This window comes from Pseudarthrobacter sp. AG30, assembly GCF_003116525.1.
GTDB lineage: Bacteria > Actinomycetota > Actinomycetes > Actinomycetales > Micrococcaceae > Arthrobacter.
On sequence record NZ_QEHL01000004.1, the window covers coordinates 1 to 16,810 of the forward strand.

The 16,810-nt window shown below is 66.5% G+C and carries 10 protein-coding genes; 1 reads left to right on the forward strand and 9 read right to left on the reverse strand.

What is annotated here, in order from left to right; all coding sequences use genetic code 11:
• Window positions 1–268: 268 nt before the first annotated feature.
• The 3 genes from DC347_RS05540 to DC347_RS05550 are packed head-to-tail and all read right to left on the reverse strand — an operon-like array spanning window position 269 to window position 7,768.
• Window positions 269–3,934 carry a 1,4-alpha-glucan branching enzyme gene (locus DC347_RS05540; protein WP_109044710.1) on the reverse strand — a complete coding sequence of 1,222 codons (3,666 nt, stop codon included), beginning with the start codon at window positions 3,932–3,934 and terminating at the stop codon, window positions 269–271.
• Between the two features lies 1 nt (window position 3,935).
• Window positions 3,936–5,729, reverse strand: coding sequence for a maltose alpha-D-glucosyltransferase (gene treS, locus DC347_RS05545; RefSeq protein ID WP_018762301.1), 1,794 nt, complete (start codon window positions 5,727–5,729; stop codon window positions 3,936–3,938).
• Window positions 5,726–7,768 carry an alpha-1,4-glucan--maltose-1-phosphate maltosyltransferase gene (locus DC347_RS05550; protein WP_109044711.1) on the reverse strand — a complete coding sequence of 681 codons (2,043 nt, stop codon included), beginning with the start codon at window positions 7,766–7,768 and terminating at the stop codon, window positions 5,726–5,728. Before DC347_RS05550 ends, treS begins: the two co-directional genes overlap by 4 nt.
• A 192-nt stretch (window positions 7,769–7,960) precedes the next feature.
• Between DC347_RS05550 and glgP the strand changes: the two genes are divergently transcribed.
• Window positions 7,961–10,579, forward strand: a complete 2,619-nt coding sequence (glgP, locus tag DC347_RS05555; RefSeq protein ID WP_206073887.1) for an alpha-glucan family phosphorylase — start codon at window positions 7,961–7,963, stop codon at window positions 10,577–10,579.
• A gap of 69 nt (window positions 10,580–10,648) precedes the next feature.
• Here the strand turns inward: glgP and DC347_RS05560 are convergent, their stop codons facing one another.
• The 6 genes from DC347_RS05560 to ispF all read right to left on the reverse strand — a co-directional run bounded on the left by DC347_RS05560 (window position 10,649) and on the right by ispF (window position 16,805).
• The gene (locus DC347_RS05560) at window positions 10,649–11,005 is read right to left on the reverse strand and encodes a barstar family protein (protein WP_109044713.1); all 357 of its coding nucleotides are present in this window, start codon (window positions 11,003–11,005) and stop codon (window positions 10,649–10,651) included.
• A 7-nt stretch (window positions 11,006–11,012) separates the two neighbouring features.
• On the reverse strand, window positions 11,013–11,501 hold the full coding sequence (locus DC347_RS05565; RefSeq protein ID WP_018762305.1) for a ribonuclease domain-containing protein: 489 nt from the start codon (window positions 11,499–11,501) through the stop codon (window positions 11,013–11,015).
• 32 nt (window positions 11,502–11,533) lie between these two features.
• Complete coding sequence (gene glgX, locus DC347_RS05570; protein WP_109044714.1) at window positions 11,534–13,642, reverse strand: glycogen debranching protein GlgX; 2,109 nt, start codon at window positions 13,640–13,642, stop codon at window positions 11,534–11,536.
• Between the two features lie 92 nt (window positions 13,643–13,734).
• Complete coding sequence (gene rlmB, locus DC347_RS05575; RefSeq protein WP_109044715.1) at window positions 13,735–14,724, reverse strand: 23S rRNA (guanosine(2251)-2'-O)-methyltransferase RlmB; 990 nt, start codon at window positions 14,722–14,724, stop codon at window positions 13,735–13,737.
• A 104-nt stretch (window positions 14,725–14,828) separates the two neighbouring features.
• A complete protein-coding gene (gene cysS / locus DC347_RS05580; protein WP_109044716.1) occupies window positions 14,829–16,295 on the reverse strand; it encodes a cysteine--tRNA ligase in 1,467 nt (488 codons plus the stop codon).
• Window positions 16,296–16,304: 9 nt separating this feature from the next.
• Window positions 16,305–16,805, reverse strand: coding sequence for a 2-C-methyl-D-erythritol 2,4-cyclodiphosphate synthase (gene ispF, locus DC347_RS05585; RefSeq protein WP_026264734.1), 501 nt, complete (start codon window positions 16,803–16,805; stop codon window positions 16,305–16,307).
• Between the last annotated feature and the right edge of the window lie 5 nt (window positions 16,806–16,810).

Sequence of the window (16,810 nt, forward strand, 5' to 3'; positions counted from 1 at the left end):
GAGCAACTTTCCAAACTTACCGGCTGACTTCCAGCGTGTCAAATCGGCGTCCGCGATCTTCCTCAGCATAAGCTTGGGGGATCGGTTGTCCGCCTGACTCCGTGGAGCAGCGCGGAAATAAACTCTACCACCACTTATTCGGGATCGCCAGTCGGCGTGGAGCGGCTGCCTGGGCCGTCCTCGACCGGCCGGGTTCGCCAACGCGAAGGGCCCGGAATCCTGCCGGATTCCAGGCCCTTCTAACTCACTGCGGAGTGTCCTCGGGTAATCAGGCCGAGGTGGGCGCTCCCGGCTTGAAGTAGGACGCGCCCAGCGGAGGCAGCGTCACCGTCAGGGTGGCCGGTTGCCCGTCCTGTCCTTCGGCGGTGGCTGTCAGCCCACCACTGTTGAGGACGCCGGAGCCGCCGTAGTTGGTGTGGTCGGTGTTGAGGACCTCAGTCCAGGCGCCAGCCGATGGCACGCCCAAGGTGTAGCCGACATGCGGGCCGCCGGAGAAATTGATGGCGCAGACGATCGGTTCACCGTCGGTGCCCCACCTGATGAACGAGAGGACATTACGGTCGGCGTCTCCCCCGTTGATCCACTGGAACCCGGCAGCGACGTTGTCCTGGGTGTAGAGCGCCGGCGTTGACTTGTACAACTCGTTGAGGTCCTTGGTCAGCAGCTGCAGTCCCTTGTGCGCCGGAATGTCTGCCAGCCACCAGTCCAGTCCGTGCTGTTCGGACCATTCTGCTTCCTGCCCGAATTCAGTACCCATGAAGATGAGCTGCTTGCCGGGGTGTGCCCACTGGTAGGCAAAGAACGCGCGAAGGTTTGCCAGCTGCTGCCAGCGGTCGCCGGGCATCTTGCGGAGCATGGAACCTTTGCCGTGGACCACTTCGTCGTGGCTGATGGGCAGCAGGAAGTTCTCCGTGAACGCATACACCAGGGAGAACGTCACCGTGCCGTGGTGCCACCTGCGGTTGTAGGGGTCCTCCGAGATGTACTTGAGCGAGTCGTGCATCCACCCCATGTTCCACTTCAGGCCGAAGCCGAGGCCGCCGTGGCTCGTGGGTGCAGTCACCCCCGGAAATGCCGTCGACTCTTCGGCGATCATGACGGCGCCAGGGTGTGTCTTGTAGACGGTGGCGTTGACTTCCTGCAGGAAGGAGATCGCTTCCAGGTTTTCCCGGCCGCCGAAGCGGTTGGGCCGCCACTCGCCTTCCTTCCTGGAGTAGTCGAGGTACAGCATTGAGGCCACCGCATCCACGCGCAGGCCATCGATGTGGAACTCGTCCAGCCAGTAGAGCGCGTTCGCCACCAGGAAGTTCCGGACCTCGGTGCGGCCGAAGTCAAAGATCAGGGTCCCCCAGTCCGGGTGCTCGCCGAGGGCCGGATCAGAGTGCTCGTAGAGGGGCTCGCCGTCGAAGCGTGCCAGCGCCCAGGCGTCCTTGGGGAAGTGGGCCGGGACCCAGTCCAGCAGTACGCCGATGCCGGCCTGGTGAAGCGTGTCCACCAGGTAGCGGAACTCGTCGGGGTGGCCGAACCGGGACGTCGGCGCGAAGTAGGACGTGACCTGGTAGCCCCAGGAGCCGCCAAACGGGTGTTCCGCCACCGGCATGAACTCCACGTGGGTGAACCCCAGCCATTTGACGTACTCCACCAGTTCCTTGGCCAGTTCCCGGTAGCCAAGTCCCAGCCGCCAGGAGCCCAGGTGCACTTCGTACACGCTCATGGCCGAGTTGTGCGGATCGCGCTGGGCGCGTGCTTCCATCCACTCGTCGTCCTTGAAAGCGTAGGACGGCTCCACCACCCGGGAGGCCGTGAGCGGGGGAACTTCGGTGCCGAACGCCAGGGGGTCGGCCTTTTCGACCCAGTATCCGCCGCGGGTCAGGATTTCGAATTTGTAGCAGGCGCCCGCTGCCACACCCGGGATGAAGACTTCCCACACCCCGGATGATCCCAACGAGCGGAGCGAGTTTTCGCGTCCGTCCCAGGCGTTGAAGTCACCCTTGACGCGGACGGCCTGTGCGTTGGGAGCCCACACGGCAAAGGAAACACCGTTGACGTCCCCCAGCGAAGACTTGTAGTGCCGGACGTGGGCGCCGAGGACTTCCCAGAGTTTCTCGTGCCGGCCCTCGCCGATGAGGTGGAGGTCCACTTCTCCTACGGTGGGCAGGTAGCGGTACGGCTCATCAACCGTCAGCGGCTCTTTGCCCGGGTACGTGACCGAGAGCCGGTAGTCGGGGACATGACCCTGCTGCACGGGTTCCAGCACGGCAACCCACACGCCGTGGGCCTCGTGTTCCATGGGAACTTCGCCGGCCTGGGTGACGACGGTGACTGCTTCGGCCAGGTGCTTGACGGTCCGGACGGTGACGTGGCCGTAGTCGTCCAGGTGCGCGCCAAGGACGGAATGGGGCGCGTGGTGTTCACCGTTCGCGATCTTGCCCAAGGTGCCTTCGTCCACGTGCAGCGGCACCCCCGGGCGGTCAGTTTGTGCTGAGCCTGTCATTTCGTTACCTTCCGATGCTGCGCCGGCCTGATCGCCGGCGCCATTACCGCTCAGGAGCCGCCTGGAGGCATTCACGGGGATCGCCAGCCAGTCGGGCCTGTTACGCATTTCATAAACAACTTCGTACAGCGCCTTGTCCAGCCACAATGCCACAAACAAGGGCGAGGTCCGGTCCACCGTGCCGGGAATGACGGCCCCGTACCCTTCCAGGAAGGCGTCAGCGCAGTCGTCCACCCAGGTGTCCGGGACCTGGGCGCCTTCCTGCTCGCGTTGGGCGGCGCCGGCCGCGTAGTCGAACGACCGCAACATTCCCACGACGTCGCGCAGGGGCACGTCGGGGACGTTCCGTTCGGCGATGGGCCGCAGCGGTTCGCCCTCGAAATCGAGGATGGCCCACCGGGAATGTCCACCGGGTTGCCCTGCGACCTGCAGGATTTGGCCCAGGTGGAGGTCGCCGTGGATGCGCTGCAGGGGGCCCGTGGGTGCCCCGTCAAGGCCGGCCAGGAGGGCATCCAATGCGGCGTCATAGGGGCCGACGGCGGCACGGGCTTCCGCCCAGGCGCTGCGGACGCGGTGGGCTACGGCGGGTCCGATGCCCTTGCCGGCGCCGGGCTCCACGGATTGCCCCAGAGCCTCCGCCAGCCGCCGGTGCACGTTGGCCGTGGCGGCACCGAGGGCCCGTGCCTCCGCCGTGAAGTCGGCACCCTGGCGTGCGGCATCCACTGCCAGCCGCCAGGCATCACGGCCGCCGGCCAGGAATTCGTGGGCTACCGCAAGCTCGCCCTGGACGGGCTTGCCCTGCCCAAGCCACTCTCCGCGGACCCAGCCAAGGGTTGCAGGCACTTCGGGCGTACCGGCGGTGGTCAGCGCCGCCCCGACTTCGATCTCCGGGTTTGTCCCGTCAGACAGCACCCGGAAAAATTTCACCATCGCCGCCGATTCGCCATCGTCCACAATGACTGAACTGTTGGACTGCTCTCCGGACAGCACTTTCACCACCCCTTTGGCGGTGGGAAGCCGGTAGGGGCCGGCCACGCGATGTCCGGTGGCGGTCCCGCTTGCAGCCTTGTCCTCCTGCCGGATGAGCTCCAGCCAGGCGCCGACGAAATCGGGATCGTGCACGGCGTCGTAGACCCAGGGGCGGGTGGGGTCGGTTCCTGCCGCTTCGCCCACGAGCGCCCGTTCCATGCCACCTGCCAGGGCCGGGCGGAAGCTCAACGGCACCTGGACCACGGTGGTGCGGCGGCCGCCGTCGGGCCCGTCCGTGCTGGCACTGAGGAGGAACACGGCCAAAGCTGCGTGGCCGGTGGGGTCCGCCAGGCCCAGGCTGCCCACTTGGGACATGGCGAAGTCGGGAGTCTTGATGGGGAACCAACGCTGCTGCGGCAGCCATTCCTTGAGCAGCGCGGTCAGGGCGGGAGTGAGGATTGGCTGGTTCATCTCAGTTCTCTATCGACAGGATGGGCATGGCCTGGGTGTAGGGCGAAGACGGGTTCGACCCCGCCGTCCGCATCCGCAGCCAGAAGAAGTCATGGCTTCCGATGGTCAACGTGAGGCTTCCGTCATCACCGATGCCCGGGAAGGGTTGGCCGCCGAAAACATCGCGCAGACCCCTCCCCGCGTACTCGGGAACGGCCAGTGTGGCGGCCACGGGATGCTGGGAAAGGTTGAAGGCGCACAAAATTGTTTCGGCCGGGGCCCCGGCCGGGTTGTTGGCCGGCAGCTCGCGCAGGTACGCCAGGACGGCGTCGTGGTCTGCTTGCACGTGTTTGAACCCGCCAAGGCCGAACGCGGGGTGGTTCTTGCGGACGCTGAGGATTTGCCGTGTCCAGCGCAACAGCGACCCGGAGTGGGCGGCCTCGGCTTCGACGTTGGCCATGCCGTAGTTGTACACCAGCGACTGGATGGGCGGCAGGTACAGCTTGCCGGGATCGGCGTGCGAGAATCCCGCGTTCCGGTCCGGGTTCCATTGCATGGGGGTCCGGACGGCGTCCCTGTCCTCGAGCCAGATGTTGTCCCCCATCCCTATCTCGTCGCCGTAGTAGAGGAACGGGCTCCCCGGAAGTGAGAGCAGGAGCGCGTTGATCAGCTCGATCTCGGCCCGCGAATTGTCGAGCAGTGGCGCCAACCGGCGCCGGATGCCGATGTTGGCACGCATCCGGGGGTCCGGCGCGTACCAGCCCAGCATGGCCGCGCGCTCGTCAGCGGTGACCATCTCCAGGGTCAGCTCATCGTGGTTGCGCAGGAAGGTCCCCCACTGGGCACCGTCGGGGATGTCCGGTGTGTCTCGCATGGTTTCGATGATGGGCGCGGCCTTCTGGTCCCTGAGGGCGTAGTACAGGCGGGGCATGATCGGGAAGTGGAACGCCATGTGGCATTCGGGTTCCTCCTCTGTCCCGAAGTACTCCACCACCTCATTGGGCGGCTGGTTTGCCTCGGCGATGATCACCCGGCCGGGGTAGCTTTCGTCCACCATGGCCCGCAGGCTGCGGAGGAACTCGTGGGTGGCGGGCAGGTTCTCGCAGTTGGTGCCCTCTTCCTCGAAGAGGTAGGGGATGGCGTCCGCACGGAACCCGTCGATTCCCTGGTCCAGCCAGAACCTGACGACGTCGAACACGGCCTCGATCACCTTGGGGTTTTCGAAGTTCAGGTCCGGCTGGTGGCTGAAAAACCTGTGCCAGAAGAACTGCCGCCGGATGGGATCGAACGTCCAGTTCGATTCCTCCGTGTCGACGAAGATGATGCGTGCGTCCTGGTACTTCTCGTCCGTGTCGCTCCAGACATAGAAGTCGCCGAAGGGGCCGTCGGGGTCTTTCCGGGATTCCTGGAACCAGGGATGCTGGTCGGAGGTGTGGTTCAGCGGCAGGTCGATGATGACCCGGACGCCACGGGCATGGGCTTCCGCCACGAGCCGCTTGAAGTCGCTGATGGTGCCGAATTCGTCCAGCACGGAGTTGTAGTCCGAGATGTCGTAGCCGCCGTCGCGCAGCGGTGACTGGAAGAACGGGGGCAGCCAAAGGCAGTCGACGCCCAGCCACTGCAGGTAGTCCAGCCGGTCGATGAGTCCGGAGAAATCCCCGGACCCATCGCCGTTGGCATCCGCAAAGGCCCGGACCAGTACCTCGTAGAACACGGCCTTGCGGTACCACAGGGGGTCATGCTGAAGGCCGGGCGCATTTAGCTCGAACGTGCTTTTTGGGGTGAAGTGGCCGGAACTTTGCGGATTGAAACTCACGAATGCATTCTCCTCACGCTCAGGATGTGGGCCGGTTCCACGTGCGGGTCGAGCCGCACGTAGTTGTACTCGCCCCACTCCCAGCTTTGGCCGGAGATCAGGTCGTCCACGTAGAAGCCACCGCCTGCGGTGCGGTCCTGCGGGTCCAGTTCCAGGGCTGCCAGGTCCAGGACGACGCTGCATTCCTTGGTGACGTGGGGGTCCACGTTCACCACGACAATGATGGTGTCCTTGGTCCCGTCGGGGAGGGTCTTGTGCTTGGAGTAGACCACCGTGGATTCGTCGGTGCTCTGGTGGACCGTCAGGTTCTGCAGGTCCAAGAGGGCCGGGTGGTCCCGCCGGATGTGGTTAAGCCGCGTGATGTACGGTGCCAGCGAGCGCCCGGACTCCGCGGCGGCTTCCCAGTCGCGCGCCTTGTACTCGAACTTTTCGTTGTCGATGTATTCCTCGGCGCCGGGCCGGGCAACGTGCTCGTAGAGTTCGTAGCCGGCGTAGACGCCCCACAGCGGGCTTCCGGTGGAAGCAAGCACCGCCCGGATCCGGAATGCCGCGGGACCGCCGTACTGGAGGTATTCGGTGAGGATGTCAGGGGTGTTGACGAAGAAATTGGGGCGGAAGAACGCCGGGGATTCGTGGCTGACTTCGTCGAAGTACGCCTCGATCTCCTTCTTGGTGTTGCGCCAGGTGAAGTAGGTGTAGGACTGCTGGAAACCTGCCCGGCCCAGGGCGTGCATCATGGCGGGCCGGGTAAATGCCTCGGCCAAGAATACGACGCCGGGGACGGCCTTATTCACCTCGGCGATAAGCCATTCCCAGAACCACACCGGTTTGGTGTGCGGGTTATCCACCCGGAAAATCTTTACCCCGTGGCTGACCCACAGCAGCACAACGCGGAGAATTTCGCGGGAAAGACCTTCCGGGTCATTGTCGAAATTCAGCGGATAAATGTCCTGGTACTTCTTCGGCGGATTTTCCGCGTAGGCGATGCTGCCGTCCACCCTGGTGGTGAACCATTCGGGGTGCGTCTGCACCCAGGGGTGGTCGGGGGCCGCCTGCAGGGCCAGGTCCAGCGCAACTTCCAGGCCCAGTTCGTTGGCGCGGGCCACGAAAGCGTCAAAGTCCTCGAAGGAACCGAGATCGGGGTGGATGGCGTCGTGGCCGCCCTCCTTGGCGCCGATGGCCCAGGGCGAACCCGGATCATGCGGGCCGGCCACGAGGGTGTTGTTGGGCCCCTTGCGGTGCTGGACGCCGATGGGGTGGATCGGGGGCATGTAGAGGACGTCGAAGCCCATGGCCGCGACGGCGTCGAGGCGGCGGGCTGCCGTCCGGAAGTTTCCTGAGGTCCAGACGCCGGTGTTGTGGTCCTTGACAGCGCCTTCGGACCGAGGGAAGAACTCGTACCAAGCGCCCCGGCCTGCCCGGTCCCGCTCCACCAGAAGGGGGAACTTCTCCGAGACGGTCACCAGTTCGCGGATGGGCTGGCGGGCAACGATGTCCGCGATTTCCTGGCCGAACCCGGCCGCGAGGCGTTCCTCAGTGCTGCGGGACTGGTCAGCCAGGACCTCCGAGGCATGCCGGAGGGCCGCCTGGTCCACCTCGTCCCGGAAGTCTTCCGCGGAGGCTTCACCGAGCAGCTTGGCACCTTCGGCAAGCATGAGCTCGACGTCGATGCCGGCGTCGATCTTCACCTCGGCGTTGTGGTGCCAGGTGCCGTAGCGGTCGTGCCAGGCTTCGATGACGAAGGACCAGTCGCCGGTTTCCGACGGCGTGAGGACGCCCTCCCAACGGTCGGTCCCCATTCCGCGTTCCCCGCGGGGCGGGGAAAGCCGGACCCGCTGCCGCTCTGCACCCGTGGGGTCCAAGAGGACGGCGCTGACACCAAGTTGGTCATGGCCTTCCCGGAAGGCGGTGGCGCCCACAACGATGGCCTCGCCGGGAAGGGCTTTGGCGGGGACCTTTCCGCCGTCGACGACGGGCTGCACATTGGTGATGGGAAAACGCCCGAACCGCAGACCCTCGGTTATGCGGCGCTGGGGCATTTTGGTGGATGCGGCACTGGTTCCTGAGTTAGTCGTCACAGGCTCGACGTTAGCGAGAAATGCCCAGGATTGCTAAGGCTGCTCCCTAAAATCCATCGCGCCGCCGCCCAATTTCTTCACGCCCCCGTCATTTACCCAAAAGAAACCCAAAGCTTGTTCCGGCCCGGCAGGTTGTCGGTTAGTGTGGCGCAGGTGAAGGCAATCCGCAGGTTTACGGTCCGTACAGTCCTCCCCGAGCCCATCCGGCCGCTGGCCCGGTTGGCCAGCAACCTGCGGTGGTCCTGGCACCGCCCCACGCGCGAGCTCTTCGCCGGGCTGAACCCGCGCCTGTGGGAGGAAAGCGGGCAGGACCCCATCGGCTTCCTGGGCATGGTCAGCCGGGAGGAGTTCCAGCGGCTCGCCGCGGACCAGTCCGTCGTGGACCGGGTCCGCGCGGCCGAAGTGGACCTTGACCGGTATCTCGAGGAGCCGCGCTGGTACCAGGGCCTGGGCCCGGAGGCACCCGGCGCCATTGCCTACTTCTCGCCCGAATTCGGCATCACCGAGGTCCTCCCCCAGTACTCGGGCGGCCTGGGCATCCTGGCCGGCGACCACCTCAAGGCGGCCTCGGACCTGGGCGTTCCCCTGGTGGGTGTGGGCCTGCTCTACCAGGCCGGCTACTTCAAGCAGTCACTGTCCCGGGACGCCTGGCAGCAGGAGACCTACCCTGTCCTGGACCCCGACGGCCTGCCCCTCACACTGCTCCGCGAGCCATCCCCGGACGGCAACGGAAAGGCCTTGGAGGTAGCGCTCCCGCTGCCCAACGGACGCCGGCTCCTGGCACATATCTGGCGTGCCGACGTCGGCCGCGTCCCGCTGCTCCTGCTGGACTCCAACGTGCCCGGCAACGACGACGCCGCGCGGAGCATCACCGACCGGCTGTACGGCGGTGGTGGTGACCACCGGCTGCAGCAGGAGCTGCTGCTGGGCATGGGCGGTGTCAAGGCCCTGCGCGCATTCCAGAAACTGACAGGGTCCCCCGCCCCGGAGGTGTTCCACACCAACGAGGGACACGCAGGATTCCTGGGCATTGAACGCATCCAGGAACTGATGTCAGGGGAACAGGCCCTGACATTCGACGAGGCGTTGGCCGCCGGCCGCGCCTCCACGGTGTTCACCACCCACACCCCGGTCCCGGCCGGCATTGACAGGTTCGAGATCGCCCAAATCAGCCACTTCTTCCAGGCCGGCCTGGCACCCGCCGTCCCGCTGGACAGGATCCTGGAACTGGGCCGCGAAAACTACGCCGACGGAAACCCCGCCGTCTTCAATATGGCCGTCATGGGCCTCCGCCTTGCCCAGCGCGCCAATGGCGTGGCCAAACTGCACGGCGAAGTGTCCCGCGGGATGTTCTCCGCCCTGTGGCCGGGATTCGACCACTCCGAGGTCCCCATCACCTCCGTCACCAACGGCGTCCACGTCCCCACGTGGGTGGACAGCCGGATCTCCAAGCTGGCACGGGACCAGTTCGGCAGCGAAGCGGAAGCACTGGGCAAATGGGACCTGGCCTACAACGTCAGCGACGCCGACGTATGGGCACTTCGCCGCGAAATGCGGGCGGCACTGGTGGAGGATGTGCGCCGTCGGCTCCGTGCTGCATGGAAGAAGCGCGGCGCGGCCGACGCCGAACTGGGCTGGACGGACAACGTCCTGGACCCGGACATACTCACCATCGGGTTTGCCCGCCGCGTGCCCACGTACAAACGCCTGACCCTGATGCTGCGGGAACCTGCGCGGCTCAAGGCACTCCTGCTGCACAAGGACCACCCCATCCAGTTGGTCATCGCCGGAAAGTCCCACCCGGCCGATGACGCCGGCAAGAAGATGATCCAGGACCTGGTGCGGTTCACTGACGACCCCGAGGTCCGGCACCGCATCGCGTTCCTGCCCAACTACGACATCGCGATGGCCAGGACGCTGTTCCCTGGCTGCGACGTGTGGCTGAACAACCCGCTGCGGCCGTTGGAGGCCTGCGGTACATCGGGCATGAAGGCCGCCCTGAACGGGTCGCTGAACCTGTCCGTCCTGGACGGCTGGTGGGACGAGATGTACGACGGCGAGAACGGCTGGGCAATCCCGACGGCCAACAACGACGCATCCCCGGAAGAGCGGGACGACATCGAGGCCGCCGCCCTGTACGAACTGCTGGAAACCCAGGTGGCGCCGCGCTTCTACGGGAGCACGGTGTCCGATGGTGCGGGGGCGGCCGGCCCCTCCACGACCCGGAGCGAGACAGTTCCCACGCACTGGGTATCCATGATCAAGCACACGCTCTCGCACCTGGGACCCGCGGTCTCCGCCGAGCGGATGCTCCGGGACTACGTCAACATCCTTTACCGCCCGGCGGCTGACGCCGGGCGCAGCGCCACCGCGAATTCATATGCGCAGGCCCGGGCGCTGGCAGCCTGGTCTGCCAAGGTTCGCGGCACCTGGCCGCAGGTCCACGTGGAGCATGTTGATTCGGTGGGCGTTTCGGAGGATCCGCAGATCGGCGACACCCTCCAGGTCAATGCGTACGTGGCGTTGAACGCACTGACTCCGGAAGATGTCTGCGTCGAGGTGGCCTACGGAAGGGCCGAGGAGAATGACGCCCTGGCGGACATCACCATGATGGAACTGCAGGTGAAGGAAGACCTGGGCAGCGGCCGCCACCTGTTCAGCGGCTCACTGCTGATCGACCGCTCCGGACCGTTCGGCTACACGGTCCGGGTGCTGCCCCGGCACGAGGCGCTGGCCTCGAAAGCGGAGCTCGGCCTGATCGTCAACGCCTGACCTGGTGTCCGGCCTGCCCCCGGCCGGACACCAGGTGCCTGCGGAGCCCTCAGCTTGGAGCCGGGAGCCTCAGAGCAGGACAGCCGTGACGGCAAGGTCCTTGCCCGCGTACCGTTCTGCGTCCTGCAGGATCTCGCAGATGATCCCGAACGACCGGTCAGCGCGGAACGGGGCCGCAACCTGCCACAGGACGGTCACCGGCGGATTGCCGTTGTCCGTGATGTCGTCCGCGAAGTCGTGCAGCGAATCGTTCAGCGCATCCAGGTTCACACCGTAGTGCTCAGGAAAGTCCAGGACCTCGCCGAAGGTTTCCAGGACGGCGCGTTTGCTGTCGGCCGGCGGGACCACAAGGCTGCGGCGCCCGGCGTCCGCTACCTGCGCCTCCAGCTCTTCGAGGGTCCAGGTGTCGCCGGAAAGAATTTTCATGGGTGCGCTAGCTGCCTTCCGCTATGTACTTGAATGTCGCGTAGTGGTCTCCGGTGTAATACTTCTCCCCGCCGTTGCCTGCCACGATCCGGCGCGCGCCCCGGTCCGGTTCGCCGGGGGTTCGAACCGTGTACTCGCGGTAGTAACCCCGGTCCCGTGCAGGCAGGACGCGCTCAAAGTTGCCGAACACCTGGTCGTCCTGGCTGAACTGGTACGGGCCGCCGGTCCGGATCAGCGCCAGGACGCGGCGTCCTTCCACCGGGAGCGCGGACTCCCGGATTTCCGGCAGGCTGGACGGGTTGGCTCCCCGGTGTGGCGCCGCGCTCTTTCCCGGCGCCGGCGTCCCCGGGCCGCCGGGAGCCGTACTCGCTCCGGAGGCCGCGCCCGGCGTCGTGCCTTCCCCTTGGCCGCCCAACAGCCCGGCCCCGCCGAATGCCACCAGCGCCAGCACCACCAGGGCGGTAAGGAGCAAGGGAAGCATGGAGCGGTTACGCATTGGGGTGTACCTGCCGGCCGGTTGTACTGGGTCTAGGTTCGGTAGATGCTGATGGAGTTGGCCTCGGCAACATCGGTCTCGCCCGAGGCAACCCGGATGCCCTGCCGCTGCTCATGGAGCGGCGATGTGGTCAGGCGCAGCTCGAAAAGGCTCGGCGCCGCCCGCCCGAGGTCCGGCAACGTGATTTGTACATCCGTGGCACCGCCGTTCACCACCACCAGCCCGGCGAGGGCGCCGCCGTCATCGCCCAGCAGGAGTTGCAGGACCCGGTGGTGCGGATCGTTCCAGCGTTCAGCGGACATCGGCTGCCCGAATTGGTCGAACCAGTAAAGGTAGGACTGCTCGTCCCGGACGGGGAAATCATGGGGCTGGGCGGCCAGGAATTCCTTGCGCAGCCGGATGTAGCGCTTGGTGCTGCGCAGCATTTCGTGCGCCTCCGGGGTCAAGGTCCAGTCAAGCCAGGTCATGGCGTTGTCCTGGCAGTAGGCGTTGTTGTTGCCCAGTTGCGTCCGGGCCAGCTCGTCACCGGCAGTGATCATGGGGACTCCGAGCGAGACCATCAGTGACGCCATCAGGTTGCGCCGGGACTGCGCGCGCCTGGCCAGGATCAGGCCGTTCTCGGTGGGCCCCTCCACGCCGTGGTTGTAGCTGCGGTTGTCGCCGTGCCCGTCCCTGTTCTCTTCACCGTTGTCCTCGTTGTGCTTCCTGTCGAAGGAGACGAGGTCGTTCATGGTGAAGCCGTCGTGGGCGGTAACGAAATTCACGGATGCCAGCCGTGAGCGGCCGGATGCCTGGAAGAGGCCGGCCGAACCGGAGAGCGAATCGGCGAGTTTGGCCATGGTTCCGCCGTGGCCGCCCGCATCCATGGCTGCCCGGTCCGCCAGCCAGAACGTCCGGACGGCGTCCCGGAAGTGGTCGTTCCAGTCCACCCAGCCTGGCGGGAACCGCCCGGTTTGCCAGCCGCCGTAGCCAATGTCCCACGGCTCGGCAATCAGTTTGACGCCGGAGAGGACGGGATCCGCGGCGATGGCGGTGAGGAACGGGTGGTTGGGGTCGAACTCGTTCCCGGCGTTCCGGCAGAGGGTGACGGCAAGGTCGAACCGGAAACCGTCAACGTGGAACTCGTCCACCCAGTACCGCAGTGAATCGACCGCCAGTTGGACCACATGCGGTTCGCCGAAATTCAAGGTGTTGCCGCACCCGGTGGTGTCCACGTACTTTCCGTGGCTGTCCATCCGGTAGTACGCCTGCTCCCCCAGTCCGCGGAAGCTGATGACCGGACCGTCCTGGGTTCCCTCCGCTGTGTGGTTGTAGACGACGTCGAGGATGACTTCGAGTCCGGCGGCGTGCAGGGCCTTGACCATGCCCTTGAACTCGTCCTGGACAGCCTGCGGGCCCGCTTCCCGGGCGGCACGGGTGGCGTAGCCGGGGTGCAGGGCGAAAAACGCGGCGGTGTTGTAGCCCCAGTAATTGGTGAGCCCCAGGTCCTGCAGGTGCGGCTCGTCGAGGTGGAAGTGCACAGGCAGGAGCTGCACGGCAGTGATGCCCAGGCCGGTGAGGTGCTCCACCACGGCTGGGTGGCCCATGCCGGCGTAGGTGCCCCGTAGGTCCTCAGGCACGTCGGGGTGGAGCTTGCTCTGGCCCTTGACATGGGCTTCATAGAGAATTGTGTTGCGCCACGGCAGGGCCGGACGCTCGTCCGATCCCCAATCGAAATCGGGTGCGGTCCGGACGCTGGCCAGCAGTCCGTCCTGCTCGTCCACCCCCCGGCCGTACGGGTCCAGCAGCAACGGCGGGTTGCCGGCGTCGTCCCCGTTTCCCGAGGCGGAGGCGTGCGGCGGCAGGGGCCGGCGGTCTGAGGACGGGCGGAACCCGTACCGCGAACCAAAGGGCAGGTCCTCGACGATGCCGTGATGGACGCCGCGCGCCACGTTCGGCAGGGTCCGGGACCGCCACTGGCCGCCCGGGGGGCAGTACACGATGTCCAGGCTGGGCACGGCTGGCGCGAAACAGGCAACATTGGCGCGGCCGCCGGCGTGGTGGCGTGTACCGCCGGAATCAACGCGCGGGACACTGACACCGAGGGGAACAGCCGAGGAGGCGTCCATGGTGGATGCGGTGTCGAAAAGCGGCATGACCATCACCTAAATGATAGCCGCCCGGGGCGGTTGACCTGCCCCGTCACCCCGGCACTGCAAGGCAATCGTGCCCCCGCACCGGGGGCGGTGGGCCACTACCCCGCCGCGCGCTGGCGGGAGACCTCGTACAGCGAGATGCCCACGGCCATGGAGGCGTTCAAGGACTCCATGGCGGAGTCGATCGGGATGGAGACAATCTGGTCGCAGTTCTCCCGGACCAGGCGGCTCAGGCCCTTGCCTTCCGAGCCCACCACGATGCACACCGGCTCGGTGGCCAAAGTGAGGTCGGGCAGCGAGACGTCGCCGTCGCCGTCGAGCCCCAGCACGAAGATGCCCATGCCCTTGAACTGCTTCAGGGCGTTGTTCAGGTTGGAGGCGCGGGCAACGGGGACGCGGACCGCCGCGCCGGCGCTGGTCTTCCAGGCCGAGGCCGTGACACCGACGGAGCGGCGCTCCGGAACAATGACGCCGTGGCCGCTGAACGCGGAGACGGAACGGATGATCGCTCCGAGGTTCCGGGGGTCGGTGATGCCGTCAAGGGCGACGAAGAGCGGCGCGTTGCTGACGTGCCCCTTCTTCCACTTCTCCACCGTCTCCTCGGCCAGTTCGTACGCGTCCTGGTACTCGTAGGGCGGGATCTGGAGCACCAGGCCCTGGTGGACGGCGTCGTCGGTCATCCGGTCCAGTTCGGGCTTGCCGGTTTCGAGCAGCGGGATGCCGCGTTCGGCGGCGAGCTTCAGGGACTCCTTGACGCGGTCGTCCATCTCGATGCGGATGGCCACGTGCAGGGCCTTGGCCGGGATGCCCGCGCGGAGCGCTTCGACCACGGAGTTGCGGCCGGTGACCACTTCTTCGGTGGCGCGTCCCTTGGGGCCTGACTTGGCGGCACCGGCGCTGCGTGCACCCGGGCTGCGCTTGGCTGCGGACCGTTCGGCCAGCTGCTTGGCCTTGTGCGCCTTGTGGTACGGACGGTCCTCGGCCTTGGGCGTCGGGCCCTTGCCTTCGAGGGCCTTGCGGCCATGGCCACCGGTTCCGATGGTTGGGCCCTTCTTCGCTTTAACCGATCGGCGACCATTGTTGGCCATGATGTTCCACCCTTGATTGTGCTGACTGAGTCTGCCTACCAGTCTACTGACCGAAGAAAAATCGACGCGCGGGGGCTGCGGGCGTGCTCAGGGGCAGTGGCTGATCAGTCCCGCTTGAGGCTCCAGGTGGCACCGTCCGGGCCGTCTTCCACCAGGACGCCGGCCTGGTTGAGGGTGTCCCGGATGGCGTCGGAAGCAGCCCAGTCCTTGGCGGCACGGGCAGCGGCACGGGCCGCCAGCTGCGCCTCCACCAGGACGCCCAAGGCGTCGGCCTCCCGGCTGCCCGCCTGCCCGGAACCGGCGACGGCGTTGAGGCCCAGGACGTCGGTCATGGTGACGACGGCGTACATCGCTTTCCGGGCAGCGTCGTCGTCCCCGTCCGCCAGGGCCGTGTTCCCGGCCCGCACGGCCTCGTGCAGCGCCGCCAGGGCACGGGGAACATTCAGGTCGTCGTCCATCGCAGTTGAAAACGCGTCCAGTGCCTCAGCCGGGTCAGCGGAGCCGCCGGCCACAAACCCGAAATCGGCGCCGAAGCGCGCCACGGCCTTCGCCAGGAACCCGTCGATGCGTTCGACGGCGGCAGCGGCTTCCTGGAGGGACGTGGGCCGGTAGTCCAGGACGGAGCGGTAGTGGGCCTGGCCAAGGTAGTAGCGGACAACCCGGGGGGAAGCGAGTTCCAGCATTTCGGTGGGGCTGATGGTGTTCCCAACGGATTTGGACATCTTTTCGCCCTGGTAGGTCACCATGCCGTTGTGCATCCAGAAGTTGGCGAAGCCATGTCCAGCAGCCTGCGACTGGGCCATCTCGTTTTCGTGGTGCGGAAAACGCAGGTCCAGTCCGCCGCCGTGGATGTCGAAGGCAGTTCCCAGGTACTTGGTGACCATGGCGGAGCATTCCAGGTGCCAGCCCGGACGCCCCGCACCCCACGGCGAGGCCCAGCTGGCGGTGGCCGGCTCGCCTTCTTTGGAACCCTTCCACAACGCAAAGTCGCGGGGATCCTTCTTCCCGCGGGGATCGGCGTCGGGCGCTGCCTGCATGTCGTCGATGTTTTGCCGGGTGAGTGCCCCGTAGTTGCCCCAGGAACGGACGTCAAAGTACACGTCGCCTGATTCGTCCAGCGCGGGGTAGGCGTGGCCGCGGTCGATGAGCTGTTGGATCAGGGCGTGCATCTCGGGGATGTGCCCGGTGGCCCGGGGCTCGTACGTGGGGCGGGAGACGCCGAGGGTGTCGTAGGCCGCCAGGAATTCCCGCTCGTAACGGTATGCCAGCGCCCACCACTCCTCCCGCGGCACTTCTCCCGGCTCGGGGATGAAGTCCGGCGCGAATGATGCCTCGGATTTGGCGAGGATCTTGTCGTCAATGTCCGTGACGTTGCGGACCACAGTGACGCGAAGGCCCCGGTATTGCAGCCAGCGGGTCAGCTGGTCGAAGGCGATGGCGGAACGGATGTGCCCCACGTGGGGCATTCCCTGCACCGTGGCCCCGCAGTAATAGAGGCTGACCTTGCCCTCAACGATCGGGGTGAAGTTCCGGACTTCGGCGGAGGCGGTGTCATAGAAGCGCAGGGTCACCGCTCCAGACTAGCCGATGGTGCCGCTGGTCCGTGGGTAGACCAAGGCGGTAGCCACCGCGGAGATGCCCTCGCCACGGCCGGTGAATCCCAGGCCGTCGCTGGTGGTGGCAGTGACGCTCACCGGTGCACCGGCGGCCTCTGAGAGGACGTGCTGAGCTTCTTCCCGGCGGGGACCGAACTTCGGCCGGTTGGCCACGAACTGGACGGCGATATTGCCGATCTCGAAACCCGCAGCCCGGACGATCCGCGCCGCTTCGGCGAGCAGCGTCACACCCGACGCACCGGCGAATTCCGGGCGGTCGGTGCCGAAGTGGGTGCCAAGGTCGCCGATGCCGGCGGCGGAGAACAGCGCATCCGCTGCGGCGTGGGCCACCGGGTCGCCGTCAGAATGGCCGGCCAGGCCGCGTTCGCCGGGCCAGAAGAGTCCGCCGAGCCACAACGGGCGGTCCTTGCCGTGGGCGGCGTATGCATGGACGTCGATACCCACACCGGTCCGCGGCAGGATCATGTCCG